The 20,383-nt window shown below is 71.0% G+C and carries 18 protein-coding genes; 9 read left to right on the plus strand and 9 right to left on the minus strand.

Features of this window, described 5'->3' with window-relative positions; all coding sequences use genetic code 11:
* The first annotated feature begins 153 nt into the window (after nt 1-153).
* The 3 genes from clpB to BM204_RS19570 are packed head-to-tail and all read left to right on the plus strand — an operon-like array spanning nt 154 to nt 4,510.
* The gene (gene clpB, locus BM204_RS19560) at nt 154-2,748 is read left to right on the plus strand and encodes an ATP-dependent chaperone ClpB (protein ID WP_091116944.1); all 2,595 of its coding nucleotides are present in this window, start codon (nt 154-156) and stop codon (nt 2,746-2,748) included.
* A gap of 48 nt (nt 2,749-2,796) precedes the next feature.
* Nucleotides 2,797-3,825 (plus strand): hypothetical protein, encoded by a 1,029-nt coding sequence (locus BM204_RS19565; protein WP_143099847.1) that lies wholly within the window; start codon nt 2,797-2,799, stop codon nt 3,823-3,825.
* A gap of 37 nt (nt 3,826-3,862) precedes the next feature.
* Complete coding sequence (locus BM204_RS19570; RefSeq protein ID WP_091116949.1) at nt 3,863-4,510, plus strand: hypothetical protein; 648 nt, start codon at nt 3,863-3,865, stop codon at nt 4,508-4,510.
* 30 nt (nt 4,511-4,540) lie between these two features.
* Here the strand turns inward: BM204_RS19570 and BM204_RS19575 are convergent, their stop codons facing one another.
* Nucleotides 4,541-5,701 carry a pyridoxal phosphate-dependent aminotransferase gene (locus BM204_RS19575; protein WP_091116952.1) on the minus strand — a complete coding sequence of 387 codons (1,161 nt, stop codon included), beginning with the start codon at nt 5,699-5,701 and terminating at the stop codon, nt 4,541-4,543.
* 49 nt (nt 5,702-5,750) lie between these two features.
* Here BM204_RS19575 and pyrE point away from each other — a divergent pair, with 49 nt between their 5' ends.
* On the plus strand, nt 5,751-6,293 hold the full coding sequence (gene pyrE, locus BM204_RS19580; protein WP_307725918.1) for an orotate phosphoribosyltransferase: 543 nt from the start codon (nt 5,751-5,753) through the stop codon (nt 6,291-6,293).
* Here pyrE and BM204_RS19585 read toward each other — a convergent pair.
* On the minus strand, nt 6,290-7,006 hold the full coding sequence (locus BM204_RS19585; protein ID WP_246166486.1) for a DedA family protein: 717 nt from the start codon (nt 7,004-7,006) through the stop codon (nt 6,290-6,292). The two genes, pyrE and BM204_RS19585, sit on opposite strands and share 4 nt — an antisense overlap.
* A 122-nt stretch (nt 7,007-7,128) precedes the next feature.
* Here BM204_RS19585 and BM204_RS19590 point away from each other — a divergent pair, with 122 nt between their 5' ends.
* The gene (locus tag BM204_RS19590; RefSeq protein WP_091117029.1) at nt 7,129-7,767 is read left to right on the plus strand and encodes a TrmH family RNA methyltransferase; all 639 of its coding nucleotides are present in this window, start codon (nt 7,129-7,131) and stop codon (nt 7,765-7,767) included.
* Nucleotides 7,768-7,774: 7 nt separating this feature from the next.
* Here BM204_RS19590 and BM204_RS19595 read toward each other — a convergent pair whose 3' ends face one another.
* The 4 genes from BM204_RS19595 to BM204_RS19610 all read right to left on the minus strand — a co-directional run bounded on the left by BM204_RS19595 (nt 7,775) and on the right by BM204_RS19610 (nt 11,697).
* On the minus strand, nt 7,775-8,062 hold the full coding sequence (locus BM204_RS19595) for a sigma factor-like helix-turn-helix DNA-binding protein (protein WP_246166488.1): 288 nt from the start codon (nt 8,060-8,062) through the stop codon (nt 7,775-7,777).
* A gap of 79 nt (nt 8,063-8,141) precedes the next feature.
* Entirely contained in the window at nt 8,142-9,002 is an 861-nt protein-coding gene (locus tag BM204_RS19600) for a hypothetical protein (RefSeq protein ID WP_091116954.1), read from the minus strand.
* Nucleotides 8,999-9,508: a DUF2867 domain-containing protein gene (locus tag BM204_RS19605; protein ID WP_091116956.1), complete on the minus strand. Its 510-nt coding sequence runs from the start codon at nt 9,506-9,508 to the stop codon at nt 8,999-9,001. The genes BM204_RS19600 and BM204_RS19605 overlap by 4 nt, the downstream gene beginning before the upstream one ends.
* A 32-nt stretch (nt 9,509-9,540) precedes the next feature.
* Entirely contained in the window at nt 9,541-11,697 is a 2,157-nt protein-coding gene (locus tag BM204_RS19610) for a M14 family zinc carboxypeptidase (RefSeq protein ID WP_218031337.1), read from the minus strand.
* 177 nt (nt 11,698-11,874) lie between these two features.
* On the opposite strand from BM204_RS19610, the gene fbaA reads away from it, so the two are divergent.
* Nucleotides 11,875-12,906: a class II fructose-bisphosphate aldolase gene (gene fbaA / locus BM204_RS19615; protein ID WP_091116959.1), complete on the plus strand. Its 1,032-nt coding sequence runs from the start codon at nt 11,875-11,877 to the stop codon at nt 12,904-12,906.
* 5 nt (nt 12,907-12,911) lie between these two features.
* On the opposite strand, the gene BM204_RS19620 is transcribed toward fbaA, so the two are convergent.
* A complete protein-coding gene (locus BM204_RS19620) occupies nt 12,912-14,435 on the minus strand; it encodes a DHA2 family efflux MFS transporter permease subunit (RefSeq protein WP_091116961.1) in 1,524 nt (507 codons plus the stop codon).
* A 37-nt stretch (nt 14,436-14,472) separates the two neighbouring features.
* On the opposite strand from BM204_RS19620, the gene BM204_RS19625 reads away from it, so the two are divergent.
* Nucleotides 14,473-14,883: a DUF3151 domain-containing protein gene (locus BM204_RS19625; protein WP_091116965.1), complete on the plus strand. Its 411-nt coding sequence runs from the start codon at nt 14,473-14,475 to the stop codon at nt 14,881-14,883.
* A 25-nt stretch (nt 14,884-14,908) separates the two neighbouring features.
* Here the strand turns inward: BM204_RS19625 and lysS are convergent, their stop codons facing one another.
* Both lysS and BM204_RS19635 read right to left on the minus strand, forming a co-directional pair.
* The gene (lysS, locus tag BM204_RS19630) at nt 14,909-16,588 is read right to left on the minus strand and encodes a lysine--tRNA ligase (RefSeq protein WP_091116967.1); all 1,680 of its coding nucleotides are present in this window, start codon (nt 16,586-16,588) and stop codon (nt 14,909-14,911) included.
* 34 nt (nt 16,589-16,622) lie between these two features.
* Entirely contained in the window at nt 16,623-17,534 is a 912-nt protein-coding gene (locus tag BM204_RS19635; protein WP_091116970.1) for a diacylglycerol/lipid kinase family protein, read from the minus strand.
* A gap of 160 nt (nt 17,535-17,694) precedes the next feature.
* Between BM204_RS19635 and BM204_RS19640 the strand changes: the two genes are divergently transcribed.
* Together BM204_RS19640 and purD are read left to right on the plus strand one after the other, a co-directional pair.
* Nucleotides 17,695-18,978, plus strand: a complete 1,284-nt coding sequence (locus BM204_RS19640) for an adenylosuccinate synthase (protein ID WP_091116972.1) — start codon at nt 17,695-17,697, stop codon at nt 18,976-18,978.
* A gap of 81 nt (nt 18,979-19,059) precedes the next feature.
* Nucleotides 19,060-20,295: a phosphoribosylamine--glycine ligase gene (purD, locus tag BM204_RS19645; RefSeq protein ID WP_091116974.1), complete on the plus strand. Its 1,236-nt coding sequence runs from the start codon at nt 19,060-19,062 to the stop codon at nt 20,293-20,295.
* Nucleotides 20,296-20,383: the final 88 nt, after the last annotated feature.

Genomic DNA, 20,383 nt, shown 5'->3' on the forward strand with positions numbered 1-20,383 from the left:
AACGGGTGGCCTTTTTCTAAAAGTCGTTCCGGAACCCACTCAGGGGTCTGGTCCGGGCGCCAGGGCCGAAATTCCTAAAGTTGAGTGGAACAGACTCAACTCTGCGAACGTTGTGCCAGGCAGCAGAGTCCGCACGCACGTCAAGGAGAAGCCATGAGCCAGTTCGGCGCCGACAAGTTCACGACCCGCAGCCGCGAGGCGATCGAGGCCGCCCAGCTGTTGGCCACGACCGCCGGCAACAGCACCACCGAGCCGCTCCACGTCCTCGTCGCGCTGCTGCGCCAGGACGACGGGATCGCCCGCAACCTGGTGACGAAGGCCGGCGTCGACGCGGCCACGCTCACCGCCCGCGCCGAGACCGCCCTGGAGGCGCTGCCCAAGGCCAGCGGCGCCACCGTCCAGCAGCCTGCCGCCTCCGCCGCCCTCACCCGGGTTCTCGCCGCCGCGCTCGACCTCGCCCGCGACAGGTCGGACGACTACGTCGCGACCGAGCACCTGCTCATCGCGGTCGCGGGCACGGCGAGCCCGGCCCAGACCCTCCTCACCGACGCGGGCCTCACCGAGGCGGGGTTGCGCGAGGGGCTCACCGCCGTCCGCGGCAACCGTCGGGTCACCAGCCAGGACGCCGAGTCGACGTACGAGGCGCTCGAGAAGTACTCCGTCGACCTCACCGCCGCCGCCGAGGAGGGCCGGCTCGATCCGGTGATCGGCCGCGACGCCGAGATCCGCCGCGTCGTGCAGGTGCTCTCGCGCCGGACGAAGAACAACCCGGTGCTGATCGGCGAGCCCGGCGTCGGCAAGACCGCCGTCGTCGAGGGCCTCGCGCAGCGCGTCGTCGCAGGCGACGTTCCCGACTCCCTCAAGGGCCGCCGGGTGCTCAGCCTGGACCTGGCCGCGATGGTGGCGGGCGCGAAGTACCGCGGCGAGTTCGAGGAGCGGCTCAAGGCCGTCCTGGAGGAGATCAAGGACGCCGGAGGGCAGGTCATCACGTTCATCGACGAGCTGCACACCGTCGTCGGGGCCGGAGCGGGCGGGGACTCCGCGATGGACGCCGGCAACATGCTCAAGCCGATGCTGGCGCGCGGCGAGCTGCACATGATCGGTGCCACGACCCTGGACGAATACCGCGAGCGGATCGAGAAGGACCCCGCGCTGGAGCGTCGCTTCCAGCAGATCTTCGTCGGTGAGCCGACGGTCGAGGACACCATCCAGATCCTGCGCGGCATCCAGGAGAAATACGAGGCGCACCACGGCGTCCGCATCACCGACGCCGCTCTGGTCGCCGCCGCCACGCTGTCCGACCGCTACATCACCGGTCGCCAGCTGCCCGACAAGGCCATCGACCTGATCGACGAGGCCGCGTCCCGGCTGCGCATGGAGATCGAGTCCTCCCCGGAGGAGATCGACCAGCTGCGGCGCCGGGTGGAGCGGCTTAAGATGGAGGAGTTCGCCCTCGCGAAGGAGTCCGACGCTGCCTCCGTCGACCGGCTCGAGCGGCTGCGTGCCGACCTGGCCGACCACGAGGAGGAGCTGCGCGGCCTCGAGGTGCGGTGGGAGCAGGAGAAGTCGTCGCTCGAGGGCGAGGGCGAGCTGCGCCGCCGCCTCGACACCGTGCGCGTCCATGCCGACAAGCTGATGCGCGAGGGCAGGCTCGACGAGGCCAGCGAGATCCTCTACGGCCAGATCCCCGAGCTGGAGCGCAAGCTCCACCAGGTCGAGGCCGACCAGTCCTCCACGCTCGAGCCGATGGTCGGCGAGCAGGTGGGTGCCGAGCAGATCGCCGACGTGGTCGAGGCGTGGACCGGCATCCCGACCGGGCGGATGCTCGAGGGGGAGACCGCCAAGCTGCTGCGGATGGAGGAGGTCATCGGCGAGCGGCTGATCGGCCAGGAGGACGCCGTACGCGCGGTGAGCGACGCCGTACGACGCTCGCGTGCCGGCATCGCCGACCCGAACCGACCCACCGGCTCCTTCCTCTTCCTCGGCCCCACCGGCACGGGCAAGACCGAGCTGGCCAAGTCGCTGGCCGACTTCCTGTTCGACGACGAGCGCGCGATCGTGCGCATCGACATGAGTGAGTACGGCGAGAAGCACTCCGTCGCGCGGCTCGTCGGCGCCCCTCCGGGCTACGTCGGCTACGACGAGGGCGGCCAGCTCACCGAGGCCGTGCGGCGTCGCCCCTATGCCGTGGTCCTGCTCGACGAGGTCGAGAAGGCGCACCCCGAGGTGTTCGACGTGCTGCTCCAGGTGCTCGACGACGGCCGGCTCACCGATGGCCAGGGACGCACGGTCGACTTCCGCAACACGCTGCTGATCCTCACCAGCAACCTGGGCTCGCACTACCTCGTCGACCCCACCCTGGACACGGACACGAAGCGCGAGGCCGTGCTCGCGACCGTGCGGGCGAGCTTCAAGCCCGAGTTCCTCAACCGGCTCGACGAGATCGTGCAGTTCGAGGCACTCTCCCCCGAGGCGCTGACCCACATCGTCGACCTGCAGCTCGCGCTGCTCGAGCACCGGCTCGCCGTGCGCCGGATCAACATCGAGGTCAGCGACGCCGCCCGCGCGTGGCTGGCGGAGACCGGCTACGACCCGGCCTACGGCGCCCGTCCGCTGCGTCGCCTGATCCAGAGCGCCATCGGTGACCCGCTCGCCCGGCTGCTCATCGGCGGGGAGGTCGTCGACGGCGGCACCGTGCGGGTCGACCTGGCAGACGGGGGCGGGCTGGCCCTCGCCGTGGCCGCATGAGTCGCCCCGTGGTGAGGGTGTGACCAGGGCGCTGGTGGAATGGGTGCCATGAGCGACAAGCCCCTCGAGCGACCACGCCAGGTCACCTTCGCCGCCGCCCTGATCATGGGTGGGTCGGCGCTGATCGTGGCGTCGGTCTTCGAGCGGATCGCGGGGCTCGGCACCCTCGAGACCCAGCAGACGATCGACACCTTCCTCTCCGAGCCCCCGGGCGACGGACTGGGCCTCTCGGCCACGTCGGTGGAGACGATCCTGCGGGTCCTCTCGATGGTCGCCGGCGCCACGGCGACGGCGACCGCGATCCTCGGCTTCCACGTGCTCAAGCGCACCAGGAGCGCCCGGCTCGGACTCGCCGTGCTGGCCCTGCCGCTGTTCATCAGCGGCATGGCCGTCGGCGGGTTCCTCGCCTCGCTCGTCGTCGCGTCGTCGGTGATGCTGTGGTTCCAGCCGGCCAAGGACTGGTTCGACGGCGTCGTACGACGACCCGCCGACGCCGAGCGCACCGTCGGGCCCGGCGCCGGCAGGGCCGGGCAGCACGTCGCGCCGCCCCCGCCGCCGACCGGGCCTCGCGCGGTGCAGGGCTTCGGTTCGGCCCCCTCGGCTACTGCGACGCTGCCTGCCCGCCACCAGGCGTCCGCACCCGAGCGACCGGCCGCGCGTCCGAGTGCCGTGCTCTGGGCGTGCCTGGTGACGTGGTCCGTCTGCGGTCTCGGCATGATCTTCATGGCGCTCAGCGTGCTCACCCTGATCGCTGTGCCTGATCTGGTCTTCGACGAGATCGACCGGCAGAGCCCCGACCTTGCCGCGGAGGGGCTCTCGCGCTCCTCGATCATCACCGGCACCTACGTCAGTGCCGCCGTCGTGCTGCTGTGGGGTGCAGCCGCCGTGACCTTCGCGGTGCTGGCATTCCGGCGGACGGCCTGGGGGCGCACGGCCCTGATGATCTGCGCCGGCGTGGCCGGCGTGGTCTGCCTCGTCGGGTCGCTGTTCAGCATCGTGCTGGCCCTGCCGTTCGTCGCCTGCACGGCCACCTTCGCGCTGCTGATGCGACCCGAGGTGCGCGCCTGGTTCGCCTGAGGGTGCTCCGGCTGGGGTGGTGTGGTTGAGTTTTCGCATGAGTGACCCGAACTTCCCCTCGGCCGACAACCCCTACGGCACCCCGCCGGCGAGCCCGAATCCCTATGGGCAACCGGCCGGCGAGCCGTCCTACGGCCAGCAGCCGCCGCCGCTGGCCGCCCCGGCGCCCTACGGCCAGCAGCAGCCCTACGGCGCCCCGACCGGAGACCCGGACAAGCGCCCGGGCACCGTCACGGCCGCCGGGATCGTGGCGATCGTGATGTCGACGATCTCGTTGCTGCTCTTCCTCGTCGTGACGGCCGCAATCTTCGTCGCGCGTGACGACGTCGAGGACACGATCAACGACGAGCTGGCCAACCAGCAGGGCATGGGCGACATCTCCGCCGGAGACCTCACCGCCGTGGTGCTCGCGGTCATGGTGGTCTTCGTCGTCTGGTCGGTCAGCGCCATCGTGCTCGGCATCCTCACCCTCAAGCGTCGCAACTGGGCGCGGATCATGCTCGTGGTCTCCTCGGCCGTCACCGCGCTGTTCAGCCTGATCGGCATCACCTCGGGCGTCTCGGCCCTCACGCTCATCGCGGCCGTCGCCGTGATCGTGCTGCTCTTCACCGGCGGCGCCAACCAGTGGTTCGCCAAGCGCCAGCCCGACCAGCTGCCGACCGGCACGTCGCAGCCCTGGGGCTGATGGTCGGGGGCGGCCATCACGCCGCCAGCCTCACGCCCGCAGCTCAGCCGCAGCCAGCCGTCGTACGCCGTCGGTGATGGTGTCGCGCTCCTTGCAGAACGCCCAGCGCACCAGCTGACGACCGGCGTCCTGGTCGTCGTAGAACACCTGGGCCGGGATCGCGACGACGCCGGCTCGCTCGGGCAGCGCCTCGCAGAACGACAGCCCGTCGGGCCAGCCGAGGTGGGTGATGTCGGTGGAGGCGAAGTAGGTGCCCGCGGGTGGTCGCACCGGCAGCCCGGCGTCGGCCAGGCCCTCGCAGAGCAGGTCGCGCCGGGACTGGAGGTCGGCCGCGAGCCGGCGGGGGAAGTCGGGCTCCTCGTCCAGTGCCTGCGCGACCGCGGGTTGGAGCGGCGAGCCGGAGGTGAAGGTCAGCCACTGCTTGGCCGCCAGCACCGCGCCCACGAGCGCGGCCGGACCGGTCGCCCAGCCGACCTTCCAGCCGGTGAACGAGTAGGACTTGCCGACGCTCGACAACGTCAGCGTGCGCTCGCGCATCCCGGGCAGGGTCGCGATCGGCACGTGCTCGTGGTGGTCGTAGACGAGGTGCTCGTAGACCTCGTCGGTGATCACGACCAGGTCGTGCTCGACCGCCACCTGCGCGACGGCGGCCAGCTCCTCGCGGGTCAGCACCGTGCCGGTCGGGTTGTGCGGCGAGTTGAGGAGCACGAAGCGCGTCGCCGGTGTCACGGCGGCGCGCAACGCGGCCACGTCGAGCCGGAAGTCCGGGGCGCGCAGGGTGACCGGTCGGCGGATGCCGCCGGACATCTGGATCATCGCCACGTAGGAGTCGTAGTAGGGCTCGAGCACGATGATCTCGTCGCCCGGGTCGACCAGTCCCAGCAGCGCCGCGGCCACGGCCTCGGTGCAGCCGGTGGTCACGACGACCTCGCGGTCCGGGTCCAGCGAGATGCCGTAGTGGCGCTGCTGGTGCCGCGCGATCGCCTCGCGCAGTGCGGGAACGCCGATCCCCGGGGCGTACTGGTTGGCCCCGGACCGCAGGGCCTCGCCCGCGCGGGCGATCGTCGATGCCGGGCCGTCCACGTCGGGGAACCCCTGGCCCAGGTTGAGCGCCCCGGTCCTGATCGCCAGCGCCGACATGGTCGAGAAGATCGTGGGCGGGATGCCGTCGAGCCGGTGTGCGAGCGCCATGCGTTTCACCCTACGGGGGACCAGGCACACCAGCCGCTAGCCTCGTCCCGTGACCGACGCCGCCACCCCGGACCCCATGCTCGCCGCCGACATCGACGCCTGCTCCCGGCTGACGGGGGAGTTCACCCTCCGCTCGGGCCAGCTGTCCTCGGAGTACTTCGACAAGTACCTCTTCGAGGCCCAGCCCGCCCTGCTGGCCCGCGTGGCCGCCCAGATGGTGCCGCTGCTGCCCGAGCGCAGCGAGCTGCTCGGCGGTCTCGAGCTCGGCGGCATCCCGATCGCGACCATGGTCAGCAGCATGACCGGGACGCCGGGGCTGTTCGTGCGCAAGAAGGCCAAGGAGTACGGCACCTGCAAGCTGGCCGAGGGCCCCGACGTGGCGGGCCGCTACGTCACGATCATCGAGGACGTCATCACGACGGGCGGCGCCGTCCGTGACGCGACGCAGGCGCTGCGCGCCGCCGGTGCGATCGTCGAGGTGGTCGTGTGCGCGATCGACCGCAGCCCGGTGGAGGAGAACCCGCTCGCGGACGTGGGGCTCGAGGTGCGTGCCGTCCTCACCAAGGCCGACCTGGACGCCGCCCGCGGCTAGGCCTGCTCGGCGCCGCTCTCGTCCTGGTCGGCGTGGTTGAGCTCGCGGCGGTGCTTGATGCCCTCGTAGGCCAGCGGGGCCACGGTGAAGACCAGGATCGCGATCATCGCGTAGTCGATGTTGTCGCCGACCGCGGGGAAGGTGCGCCCGAGGAAGTAGCCCAGCATCGTGATGCTGAAGACCCACAGCACGGCACCGACGGCGCTCCACTGGAAGAAGCGGCGCCGCTCCATCTGGGTCACGCCGGCCACGACGGTGATGTAGGTGCGCACGAACGGGACGAAGCGCCCGATGACCAGCGCCTTGTTGCCGTGCCTGTCGAAGAACGCAGAGGTGTTGTCGAAGTACTTCTTCTTCAGGATGCGGCCGTCGCGGTGGTAGAGCGGTGGCCCGACCCTGCGCCCGATCTCGTAGCCGACGACGTTGCCGAGGAAGGCCGCGATCGACATCAGGACCAGCGCGATGGCGAGCTCGACGCCCGGCGTGCCGATGCCGAGAACCTCGATCTGCTGACCAGCGATGAAGAGCCCCAGGGCGAAGAGCAACGTGTCACCGGGCAGGAACGGGAAGAACAGCCCGCACTCCACGAAGATGATCGCCAGGCTGATCCAGATCAGGCTGCCCCCGAAGCTCTCGAGCAACCACTCCGGCTCCATCCACTTGATGCCGAGCAGCAGGGGATGGAGATCGGGCAGCACCGCCAGGAGGCTCACGGGAGAACGGTACCTGCCGTAGGGTCACCGCCGTGCCCGCTCTCACCCCTGAGATCCCCCTGATCCGGGCGCGGGGTGAACAGCCGATGGACGACGACGAGCGCCGGGCGCCGTACGACCCGATGCCGCACGGTCCGGCCGAGGTCGGCGTGGGCCCGTGGGAGGGCCCGCTGCCCGAGGGCGCGCAGTACGACGAGCAGCTCCTGGCCGAGGGCGACCGGCGCAACGTGGTCGACCGCTACCGCTACTGGAGCATGGCGGCGATCGTCGCCGACCTCGACCTGCGCCGCCACGACTTCCACGTCGCCATCGAGAACTGGCAGCACGACTTCAACATCGGCACGATCGTCCGCTCCGCCAACGCCTTCCTCGCCGCCGAGGTGCACATCGTCGGCAACCGACGGTGGAACAGGCGCGGCGCGATGGTCACCGACCGCTACCAGCACGTCCGGCACCACGCGACGGCCGCGGACCTGGCCGCCTACCTGCGTGAGCACGACGTCCGCCTGCTGGGGATCGACAACCTGCCCGGCAGCGAGCACCTCGAGACGATGGAGGTGCCGCGGCGGGTCTGCTTCCTCTTCGGGCAGGAGGGTCCCGGCCTTTCCGAGACGGCCCGCGAGGCGTGCGACGGCACGTTCTCGATCGCGCAGTTCGGCTCGACCCGCTCGATCAACGCCTCGGCCGCTGCCGCGATCGCCATGCACGCCTGGGTTCGCACGCACGCCGACCTCTCGGCCGACGACAACTGGCGCGGCTAGCGCGGCGTCAGTGCTCGGCCAGCACCTGCTGGAGCCGCTCGACGCCACGGCTGGAGTGGCTCTTGACCGTGCCCTCGGCGATCCGGAGCTTGACCGCGGTCTCGGCGACCGAGAGCCCCAGCCAGTGCCGCAGCACCACGACCTTGCGCTGCATCTCCGGGAGGTCCTGGAGCGCGTCGAAGAGCGCCGAGCGTTCCTCGGGCGGCAGGCCGGTGCGGGCGGCGCGGTCGTGGCCGTCCAGCCCCGGCTTCTCCTGGTTGCGCCACGGTCGGCGGCGCGGTTCCAGTCGCCGCACACGGCATACGCGATCCGGCGCAGGTGGACCTGGCGGGCGGCCACGAAGTCGGTGAACTCCACGTCCCGAGAGGAGATCGTCATCGCAGGCCCTCTCCGCCGGCGTACTGGCTGCGGGCGTAGGAGAGGAGCTCCTCGAAGGTGTTGCCCACCACGTCGATCGGTGGTGTGTAGATGACATCGAGGTCGCCGTCGACGACGCGCCAGACGACGAAGTAGCCCTGGCCGTCCTCGGCGGCGGTGACGATCGCGGCGCCGGTCGGCTCGCCGGGACCCGCGAACGTGGCGCCAAGCTGCGGGTCGTCGGTGCGCTGGAGGACCTCGCTGCCGGGACCCGCGACGACCTCGCCGATGTCGGTCAGGACCAGGGTCTCGGGCCAACCGTTGTTGCCGCCGGTGGTCAGGTCCGCCTGGTCGGCGACGTAGTCGGCGAAGCTCGCCCACCCGTTGCTGGGCACGGACTCGGAGTAGCCGAACTGCAGCTGCCCGTCGGATCGCCGGAGCGTGGCGATGACCCACGCCCGCCGACCCTCGAAGGTGACGTCGAGGGCTGCGGAGGCCTGAGGCGCCTCGTAGTCGAAGGGGTTGTCGACGCGCTCGTGCACCACCGCGTCGAGGCGGACCTCGAACTCGCCGTCGCGGTAGCGGATCGGGACCATCTCGTCGGTCCACGGCGCCTGGCTGGGCGGGGCCGCGGGCGTCGTCTCGGCCGTGGGCGTCGGTGTCGGGTCGGCCGCGACGTCGGGGGAGGCGTCCGGGGACGTGCCGCCCGTGACGGAGAGGACCACGGTCAGCGCGACGGCTCCCGCCGCAGCAGCGACAGCGCCCGTCAGGCCGCGCCGGCGACGAAGGGCGCCACGTCCGGCGCTCAGGTGGTCGTCGACCGGGCGCGGCGCAGGGCCGTCCCCGAAGCTGCGCTCGAGCTCGCCGGTGAGGTTCATACCTGGTCTACGGGCCAGCTCCCCGATCGGTTGTCACGGGCGAGGTCGTGCAGCAGCCGGCGGTGGGTCAGCTCGAGGACGGCCTCGCGGGCGGGTAGGTCGGCCAGCAGGTAGGCCGCTCCCAGCAGTCCGCTCGGGTCCAGGCGCACCGTCTGGCGCACGAGGCAGCCCTCCACGTCCGGCAGCACGTCGGTGAGCAGGGTGACGGTGCCGGGCGCGCGCACCTCGGCGACCAGCACCAGGTGCCGCTGCTCGAGGTCGGCCTCGGCGACCCGCCAGAAGCCGGCGCGGTCGCCGGTCGCGAGCAGGGCCGTGTCGGGAGGGGGCCACGCCCGGCCCGCGCCGCCGACGAGCCGGTCGATCCCGCCGCGTACGACGAACGGTGCCGCGTCGACGTACCACTGCGGGCCGGCACGGCCCGACGCGACGACTGCCCATGCCTGCTGGGCAGGCACGGGCAGTCGTGACTCACGCGTGGTGGTCCTCAGGGTGCTCTGGCGACGCATGCCTTGAGGCTACGTCGTGGTCCGGGAACCCCTCAGGCGCGGCGGCGGCACTCCCCGAGGTCGACCTGCTTGACCTGGCCGCGGTCGATGAAGACGCGCATGCTCTGCAGCACCTTGCCGTTCTTCTCGCAGGTGAGGCGGTAGCTCTCGCGCTTGCCCTGGGTGGTCACGACCTTCGCGTCGAAGAACGACTCCGTGAGGGTGTAGGACGGAGCGACCGAGGCGTAGTTGATGACCCGCAGGACGTAGGTGCCGGCCTCGGGGTTCGGCAGCTCGACCATCTCCTTCTCGCCCGGGAGACCGCCGGAGGTGCCGACCTCGACGAGCTCGCCGCCCTGCTTGCGGAAGACCGTCAGGTCGAGGTCGTCCGGCGTCGGCCAGTCGAGCTCGGTGCGCCACAGGTCGACGCCCGCCGGGACGGTGAAGGTGGTGTCGGTGAACCCGTTGGGGGCCGGCGTGGTCTCCTCGATCACCTTGACCGACGAGGGCTTCACGGCGGTCATCTGGTAGGTCCGCGGCTGCACGACGGGGCGGGTGGAGGGGTTGACGATCATCGAGAAGGGACCGGCGCCGCCCACGCGGACCGGGGTGTTGATCCGGTCGCGGAAGGAGGACTCCCAGGTGGGGGTCTGGAAGGTCTTGGAGAGCCGGATCACCGCGCCCTTCGGCGCCGTGCCCCTGATGACACCGCTGAAGCGGGTGTCGACGGCGTGCTCGAGAGCGACGAGGTAGGCCTCGCGATTGCCCTTGCCGGCGTACTTCCCGGCACCGACGTACTCGTCGACGACCTCGGGGAACGGCGGGTGGAACTCGTTCTCGCCGATCTCGAAGGTGTAGCCGAAGCCGCCGGTCGCGTTGTAGGACCAGTCCTCGGTGGTGCCGGTGGTGTCGTAGAGCTGCCAGCCGTGGATGTTGGCGTAGCCGTTGGCGGCCGTCATCTTCGCACCGAGCTGCTTGAGGGCCGTCTCGTCCGGGGCGTCACCGACGGGCAGGCCGTCGAAGCCGATGGTGCTCGGGTTGACGCCGTTGGGGCGCAGCACGAGGTTGGAGAAGGTGTGGTTGGAGATCAACATCGTGACCTGGCGGCTGGAGACGAGGTCCTGGATGTTCTTGGTCTCAGGCTCCGAGAACGGACCGGCGCCGCGGTAGGTCGGGTCGGCCAGACCGGTGGACACCTCCTGGGCGTCGGGCACTGGCCCGGCTGCGCCGGGGCCGCCCCAGAAGCCGCCGTAGTTGCGGTTGAGGTCCACACCGAGGCCGAACCCGCCGTTGCTGTTGAGCGTGAGTGCGCAGGTGCCGTCCGGGGTGTCCTGGCCGTCCACGACGCGGCAGTTCTTGCGCTTGTAGGCCTGGCCCGGGGTGGCCAGGATCGAGGTGCTGCCACCCAGGGGGTCGCTGTCGTTGAGCGCGCGCAGGTCGACGAACTCACCGTCGGTGCGCGAGAGGTCGAAGCCGTCGACGTTGACGACGGGCACGACCATGACGCGGCCGCGGTCGAGCAGCGACGTGATGCGCTTGTTGGTGCCGTAGCCCTTCGCGAGGTCGACGGCGAACTCCATGGCGAGCTCGCCCGAGGGCCACTCACGGGCGTGGTGGACGCCCATCAGGAGGAACGTCGGCTGGCCGCTGAGGGGCGCGCGGACGTTGCGGCCGATCTCCACGCCGTAGACGGTGCGGCCGTCGAGGCTGGGGCGCTTCAGCGCGAACTTCCTGACCAGCGTCGGGTGCTCCTTGGCCAGCGCAGCCATGTCCGCGTTGTAGTCCTCGAGGGTGCGGTAGTCGGTGTTGCCCGACGGCAGCTCCGAGCGCGAGACACGGGCGGCGTAGGCCTCGTTGATCTCGGCGATCTCGACGCCGCGCTTCACCAGGTCCGCGATGCGCACGTCGTAGGTGAAGCCGGCCGCCGTCAGTGCCGCGACGTCGGCCGGCGTGTGCAGCACGACCTCGACGTAGTCGTGGCCGGCGTGCTCGGTGAGGTCGAGTCCCAGCTTCTGCAGGCGAGCCTTGTCGCCGCGGGTCGGGGTGTCGACCGTGACGAGCTGGGGGGCGAACAGGTCCAGGACCGCGGCGGTGGGCGGCGTGGCCTGGGTGGGCTGGGTCAGCATCGTCGCGGTCAGGGCCAGGGTGGCGGCCCCTGCTGCGAGGGCGGTGCGGGACCGCGTGCGGGACCGAAGGGGACGGCGGATCATCGTCGAGCTCCTGAGGGTGTGGCTGGGCCGAGACATCTGCCCAGGCAACGCACGAGGCGTCCCGAGGTCACGCGTGATCCTCGCCTCGGGTGACCCGCCGGCAGTCCACCGGCAGTCCACGGGCAGCCACTAGGGTGGCGTTCGACGCCCACTGTCAGCCCGAGGAGCACACCCGAGATGCCCATCGCCACTCCCGAGACCTACGCCCAGATGCTCGATGCCGCCAAGGCCGGCGCCTTCGCCTTCCCGGCCATCAACGTCTCGTCGTCCCAGACCCTCAACGCTGCCCTCAAGGGCTTCGCCGACGCGGGCTCCGACGGCATCATCCAGGTCTCGACCGGTGGGGCCGACTACTTCTCGGGTCCGTCGGTGAAGAACATGGTCACCGGCTCGGTGGCGTTCGCGGCCTACGCCGCCGAGGTCGCCAAGAGCTACCCCGTGCAGATCGCGCTCCACACCGACCACTGCCCCCAGGACAAGCTCGACGGCTTCGTCCGCCCGCTGGTCGACATCTCCGCCGAGCGGGTCAAGCGCGGCGAGCTGCCGCTCTTCCAGTCGCACATGTGGGACGGCTCCGCCATACCCCTCGAGGAGAACCTGCGGATCGCTCGTGAGCTGCTCGAGAAGTGCACCGCCGCGAAGATCATCCTCGAGGTCGAGATCGGCGTCGTCGGTGGCGAGGAGGACGGTGTCGCCAACGAGATCAACGAGCAGCTCTACACGAGCCCCGAGGACGCGCTCGCGACCATCGAGGCGCTCGGCAACGGCGAGAACGGCCGCTACATGGCGGCCCTGACCTTCGGCAACGTGCACGGCGTCTACAAGCCCGGCAACGTCAAGCTGCGCCCGGAGATCCTCAAGGCCGCCCAGGAGGCGGTCATCGAGAAGCTCGGGCTCACCGCCGGCTCCAAGCCCTTCGACCTGGTCTTTCACGGTGGCTCCGGCTCGAGCGCCGAGGAGATCGGCGCGGCCGTGGACTACGGCGTCGTGAAGATGAACGTCGACACCGACACCCAGTACGCCTTCACCCGCCCCGTCGTCGACCACATGTTGAAGAACTACGACGGCGTGCTCAAGGTCGACGGCGAGGTCGGCAACAAGAAGGTCTACGACCCTCGTGCGTGGGGCAAGGCCGCCGAGGCCGGCATGGCCGCCCGCGTCGGCGAGGCCTGCGAGAACCTCCGTTCGGCCGGCACGTCGATCTCCTAGGCCTCCTAGGCCTCCTGGGACTCCCGGGCCTCCTGGGCCTCGGCCTCCGGGCCGCGCTCGAACCCTGAGTGCTGGGGCCGCTCGAACATCAACGACGCGAGCAGCCCCAGCACCAGCACGGCCGCCGGCAGCAACATCGTCTGTGCCATGGCCTCGGCGAAGGGTGCCTGCGCCTGGGCCGGCAGCTGGGAGCCACCCGCCTCGGGGCTGAAGCCGCCGGAGAGGCCCTGGGCAGCGAGGCGGACGTCGATGAGCACCGCGATGCCGGCGGCGCCGAGCACGGCGCCGACCTGGCGGGTCGCGTTGTAGACCCCGGCGCCAGCCCCCGCCTGGTGGATCGGCAGGTTGCGGGTCGCGGTCGCCGAGTTGGGCGCCCAGACCAGGGCGTTGCCGATGCCGAGCAGAGCCATCGGCAGCAGGATCTCCCAGTTCGCCGAGTCGGGTGTCATGACGGCCGAGAGCCACAGCAGGGAGGCGATGATCGCGGTGAAGCCGACGCCGGTGAGGTTGCGCGGGTGCACGGTGTCGGTGAGCCCGCCGACGAAGCGGGCCAGCCCGATGGTCATCAGCGCCATCGGCACCAGCAGCAGCGCGGCCCGCGTGGGGCTGAGGCCGCGCACCAGCTGGGCGTAGAGCATCAGGGGGATCGCCAGGCTGGTGATCGCGAAACCCATCGTGGTGATCGCCACGTTGGCGAGGGAGAAGTTGCGGTCGCGGAAGAGCCCGAGCGGCACCAGCGGCTCCCGGGTGTTGAGGCGCTGCCACAGGACGAACGCGGCGAAGATCACCAGGCCCGCGCCGATCATCCGCCACACGGTGACCTGACCGGTGATGGTGCCCCAGTCGTACTGGTTGCCCTCCTGAATGCCGAAGACCAGCAGGAACATGCCCGCGCCGCTCAGCGCGACCCCCAGCCAGTCGAAGCGGTGCGTGTTGGTCGGCAGCGTCGGGACCAGCCGCCAGGCGAGCGCGAACGCGACCAGCCCGACGGGCACGTTGATGAAGAAGATCCACTCCCAGCCCAGGCTGTCGACCAGGACACCGCCAACGATCGGGCCGACCAGCGTGGCGACCCCGGCGGTCGCGCCCCAGAGCGCCATCGCCTTGCCGCGTCGTGCGGCGGGGAAGATCCGCGTGATGATCGCCATCGTCTGCGGCGTGATCATCGCGGCGCCGAGGCCCTGCACGACGCGGGCCACGATCAGGCCCTCGATGCTGCCGGTCAGGCCGCACCACAGGCTCGCGAGCGTGAAGACCGTCAACCCGGTCAGGTAGAGCCGCTTGGGGCCGAAGCGGTCACCGAGCCGACCCGTGATCAACACCGGGACGGCGTAGGCGAGGAGGTAGGCGCTGGTCACCCACACCACGCTGTTGACCTCGGTCTGGAAGTCCTCGATGATCGCCGGCGTCGCGACGCTGACGATGGTCGAGTCGACCAGGATCATGAAGAAGCCGAGGCAGAGGGCGAGCAGCGCTGGCCACGGGTCCTGCTCCTGGGTGGCCCCGGGAGTGGGTTGCGTCTGGGTCACCGTCCCAGTGAACACCCCACCTGGGACACTTCAGGGCATGAGTCACATGGACCTGATGGCCGGACCTCCTCCCACCCACCTCCCCGTCGACCCGGCGACCGCCGAGCTCGAGGGCTCCACGCCCGCCGACGTCGTACGACGGCACCCGGCGTCCCCGTCGGCCTGGGCCGCCCTGGCGACCGAGGCCCGCGACGGCGGCGCCGACGACGTGACCGTCTACGCCTTCGCTCGCGTCGGCTACCACCGCTCGCTCGACAACCTGCGCCGCAACGGCTGGAAGGGTCACGGCCCGGTCCCGTGGGAGCACACCCCCAACCGCGGCTTCCTCACCTGCCTGGCGCTGCTCGCCCTCTCCGCCCGCGCCATCGGCGAGACGCCCGAGTGGGAGCGCTGCTCGGAGTTCCTCCGGGACTCCAGCCCGGCTGCGTTCGACGCGCTGCTGGGCTGAGCTCGCGCTCAGCCGCCCGACGCGCTCAGCCGCCCGACGCGCCCAGCAGCTCGCGGACCCGTGAGGGGCCAAGAGCGACGAAGAGGGTGGGGAGGCGGGGGCCGCGGTCGGCGTCGACGAGCAGGTTGTAGAGGAGCTTGAAGAAGTCCTTCTGGTCGGCCTTGACCTGGTCGGTCGGCGGGTCGTCGAGACCCATGCCGCGGGCGAGCTTGGGAACGCCGTAGATCAGCGTGGTCAGCTCGTCGAGCTCGAACTCGTCCGGCAACCGGTCCATCAGCTGGGCGAGCCAGAGCTGCTCGTCCTCGGTGAGCGTGAGGAGCCGTACGCCGTCGGGCTCGTCGCGCACGGTCGTGCGCTCCTCGGCGGGCACGAACTGCGAGGTCCAGGTCATCGCCTTCGACAGCCGGGGCTCCAGGTCGGCGACGGAGCCGTGGACGTGACCCACCTTCGAGACGATCGAGGACACCAGGTCGGCGGAGCCGGCGGTGACGTCGGCGACCGACGACAGCAGACGGAACGGCACGCTGACGGCAGACGTGGGCAGCCGCCCCGCCGTCGTGGTCGCCGAGGCGCGTTCGAAGGCCAGGGTCGCGACGTCACGCTTGGCAGGGTCGGATGCCTTGCGAGCCAGCGCGTCCCACTCGTCGTACAGCCGCACGACCTCGGGCCCGAAGTCGATGTTGAAGACCTGCTTGGGCGCACGGCGCACGTAGAGCCAGCGCAGCATCGGCGCCTCGAGGATCCGCAGCGCGTCGGCCGCTGTCGGCACGCCGCCCCTGGACGACGACATCTTGGCCATACCGGCGACGCCGACGAACGAGTAGGCGACGAACGACGGCGCGCGCCCGTCGTAGATCGTGGACACGAGCTCGCGACCCACCGTGTAGGACGAACCGGGCGTGGCGTGGTCGTCGCCACCGGGTTCGAAGTCGACACCCTCGAAGGCCCAGCGCATCGGCCAGTCCACCTTCCACACGAGCTTGCCCTCGTCCTGCGTGGCGACGTGGGTGACGCCGGTGAACTCGCACGAGTCGCAGGTGTAGGTCAGGTCGGTCGTGTCGTCGTCGTAGGCCGTGATCGTGACGGTGTCGCGGCTGCACTGGCGGCAGTAGGGCCGGTAGGGGAAGCGGGCGAGCGAGCCGCGGTCGGCCGTGGCGGACTCCTCCTCGTCCTCGGAGGAGGCGCCCGCCTTGGTGCGGTAGCGCGACATCACGGTCTCGATGTCGTCGCGTCGCGAGATCGCGGTGAGGATCTGCGAGCGGTAGGTGCCGGCGCCGTACATCTCGGTCTGCGACACCTCCTCCATCTCGCAGCCCATCTCGGCCAGCGCGGAGCGCAGCGGCGCCTTGTAGCGCTCGGCCCAGGAGGAGTGCTCGCCCGACGGGTCGGGCACGGCCGAGAGCGGGCGCCCGATGTGCTCGGCCCACGAGGCGTCGATGCCCGCGGGGACCTTGCGGAAACGGTCGTAGTCGTCCCAGCTGTGCAGGTGACGCACCTCGATGCCGCGCCGGCGGATCTCCTCGACCACGAAGTGGACCGTGAGGAACTCGCGCAGGTTGCCCAGGTGGATCGGTCCCGAGGGGCTGATGCCGGAGGCGCACGTGATGCGCGACGCTCCCTCCCCCGCGTGCCGGACGGCGTCGTCCGCCGCCCGCGTCACCCAGTCGGTCGGGTTGCCGTCCTGCTGTCCTCTGCCTCGTGCCACAGGCGGCAACGCTACTAGGACGGAGGGCGCCGACTCACGGCAGCACCATCGAGTACGCCGCCGGCTCGATGTGCCAGGTCCGGTTGCGCTCGGGGCCGTAGATCTCGCCGTCGGCGCTGACCCAGAACGCCTCACCGCTCACGGAGACCTGACGGGCGCGCAGGGCCGTGACGTCCTCGGCCTCCTGGTGACGGCCCATGCCGAGTCGCGCCGCGTAGACGAGGCGGGCCAGGGGACCGGTCGCGAAGGAGATCATGACGTCGATCCGGCCGTCGCCGGGGTCGGCGTCGGGCGTGAGCTCGGTGCCGCCGCCCACCGACGAGCCGTTGCCGAGGGCGACCATCAGCACCTGGGTGTCGAGGTCGGTCACCGTCGTGCCGTCGACCTGGACGTGCAGGCGGACCACCGGGGGGTTGAACGCGGTGAGCGCGGCGCCGATCGGGTAGCCGAGCTTGCCGAGGTTGACCTTGCCGAACCCCAGCGAGTGGAGCCGGTCCTTCCAGCGCTGGCCGCGGCGGCTGGCGTTGGCGCCGGCGCCGACGTGGACGCTGTTGACCACGATCTCGCCGACCTCGTCGACGATCAGGTCCATCGGGCGGGGGGTGCCGGTGACCAGGACCCGGGCGGCCTCCTCGATGTCGAGGGGGATGCCGAGCCCACGGGCGAGGTCGTTGCCCGTGCCCAGCGGCAGCAGGCCGACGGTCGCCCCGCGCAGCTCGTTGCGGCGGTAGAGCGCGGAGATGACCGCGTGCATGCTCCCGTCGCCACCTGCCACGACGATGCGCCGAGAGGCCGCGCGGTGCAGGACCCCGTCGAGCTCGCCGGGGTTGGAGGTCGCCTGGACCTCCACGGAGGTGTGCTCACGGAGCACGGCGAGGGCGGCTGCCAGCGACTCTTCGTCGGCGGTGCCGGCGTCGCTGTTGGTGATGACGAGGAGGGGGTCCATGGTGGTCGGACCTTAGCCGACCGAGGGGCCGACCCGAGGGGGCCGACCCGAGGACCCCGGCGCGGGCGGATTGAGACCCCGGGCGCTCGCTTTGCTACCGTGTGGCGGCAAGAGCCCCGGCCGTTGCTGCCGGGGCTTTGGTGTTGTCAAAGGAGTGCAGATGCCCGCGATCGCCATCATCGGAGCCCAGTGGGGCGACGAAGGCAAGGGCAAGGCCACCGACCTGCTCGGTAGCCGTGTCGACTACGTCGTGAAGTTCAACGGCGGCAACAACGCCGGCCACACGGTGGTCATCGGCGACGAGAAGTACGCCCTCCACCTGCTGCCGAGCGGCATCCTGAGCCCCAACTGCACGCCGGTGATCGGCAACGGCGTCGTGGTCGACATCGAGGTCCTCTTCGCCGAGCTCGACGCCCTGATCGCCCGCGGCGTGGACGTCAGCCGCCTCCAGGTCAGCGCCAACGCCCACGTCATCGCGGACTACAACCGCAGCCTGGACAAGGTGACCGAGCGCTTCCTCGGCTCGCGCCGCCTGGGCACGACGGGGCGCGGCATCGGACCGACGTACGCCGACAAGATGAACCGCATCGGCATCCGGATCCAGGACCTCTTCGACGAGGGCATCCTGCGCCAGAAGGTCGAGGGGGCGCTGGAGCTCAAGGGCCAGATCCTGGCCAAGATCTACAACCGTCGCGCGCCCGACGTCGACGCGATCGTCGAGGAGCTCCTGTCGTACGCCGACCGGTTGCGGCCGATGGTCAGCGACACCGGGCTGCTGCTCAACCAGGCGCTCGACCGTGGCGAGACCGTGCTCCTCGAGGCGGGGCAGGCCACCCTGCTCGACGTCGACCACGGCACCTACCCCTTCGTCACCTCGTCGTCGGCGACCTCAGCGGGCGCCTGCACCGGCTCGGGCATCCCGCCGATGCGCCTCGACCAGGTCATCGGCATCGTCAAGGCCTATACGACCCGCGTCGGCGAGGGCCCCTTCCCGACCGAGCTCGATGACAGCTTCGGGGAGCACCTGCGCAAGGTGGGTGCCGAGTACGGCACGACGACCGGCCGCCCGCGCCGCTGCGGCTGGTACGACGCGGTCATCGCCCGCTACGCCGCCCGCGTCAACGGGGTCACCGACTTCGTGCTCACCAAGCTCGACGTGCTCACCGGTCTCGAGCAGGTCCCGGTGTGCGTGGCCTACGACGTCGACGGCGTGCGCCACGACGAGATGCCGGTCAACCAGACCGACTTCCACCACGCGGTCCCGATCTATGACTACCTCCCCGGGTGGTGGGAGGACATCAGTGCCTGCCGCACCTTCGAGGAGCTGCCGGCCAATGCACAGGCCTACGTCAAGGCCGTCGAGGCCATGTCGGGCGCCCGCATCTCGGTGGTCGGCGTCGGCCCCAAGCGCGACGAGTCGATCGTGCTCCACGAGCTGATCTGACTCGGCGTTGACGTGGCGGGTGGAGGGGTCCTTCCCGGGCAGAGGGCTGCGCGATCCTCCTGGCCACTAGGCTGGCGACCCGTGAAGACCCTCGTCATCGGCACCGGCGGCCGCGAGCACGCCCTGGCTCGAGCGCTCTCCCTGGACCCCGGCGTCACCGAGGTCCACGCGGCCCCCGGCAACCCCGGCATCGCAGCCGTGGCGACGCTGCACGACGTCGACCAGATGGACGGCACCGCCGTGGCCGACCTGGCCGTGCGCCTCGGCGTCGACCTGGTGGTCGTCGGACCCGAGGCGCCGCTGGTCGCGGGTGTCGCCGACGCCGTGACCGCCCGCGGGATCGCGGTGTTCGGGCCGTCCGGTGCCGCCGCCCAGCTCGAGGGCTCCAAGGCGTTCGCCAAGGAGGTCATGGAGGCCGCCGGAGTCCCGACGGCCCGCGCGTTCGTCTGCACCGACTCCGACCAGGTCGCCACCGCGCTCGACACGTTCGGTCCGCCCTACGTCGTCAAGGACGACGGGCTCGCCGCCGGCAAGGGCGTCGTCGTGACGCTCGACCGGCAGGAGGCAGCCGACCACGCGGCGGGCTGCGGCCGGGTCGTGATCGAGGACTACCTCGATGGCCCCGAGGTCTCGCTCTTCGCGATCACCGACGGCACCACCGTCTACCCCCTCCAGCCGGCACAGGACTTCAAGCGCATCGGCGACGGCGACGAGGGCCCCAACACCGGCGGCATGGGTGCCTACACACCACTGCCGTGGGCGCCCACCGACCTGGTCGCCGAGGTGCTCGCCACCGTGCTCCAGCCGACCGTCGACGAGATGGCCGCGCGGGGCACGCCCTTCGCGGGCCTGCTGTATGCCGGACTGGCGCTGACGTCACGCGGCACGCGGGTCGTCGAGTTCAACGCCCGCTTCGGCGACCCGGAGACCCAGCCGCTGATGGCCCTGCTCGACTCCCCGCTCTCGCCGCTGCTCATGGGTGCCGCGACCGGCACGCTCGCCGACGTGGCGTTCCCTCGATGGAAAACCGGGGCGGCCGTCGCGGTCGTGATGGCCAGCTCGGGCTATCCCGAGACGTCCTCCAGCGGCGACGTCATCACCGGGCTCGAAGCTGCCGAGGCCCACGAGACCGTCCACGTCATCCAGGCCGGCACGGCCCTGCGGGGCGACGACCTGGTCACGGCCGGCGGGCGCGTCCTCGCCGTCATCGCGACCGGCTCGAGCGTCGCTGATGCCCGTGAGGCGGCCTATGTCGGTGTGGCCGACGTGAGCTTCGACGGTGCGCAGCACCGGGCGGACATCGCCGCGGGCATCTGACGAACGTCCCGGCCCCCGGGTGGAGGTCCGGTCGCGGCCGGCCAGGTGCTCGCAGGGAGACGGTTCCTCCGCGCTAGTGAGAGGGGGC

It is taken from the genome of Nocardioides psychrotolerans, assembly GCF_900113685.1.
In the GTDB taxonomy this organism is placed as follows: Bacteria; Actinomycetota; Actinomycetes; order Propionibacteriales; family Nocardioidaceae; genus Nocardioides; species Nocardioides psychrotolerans.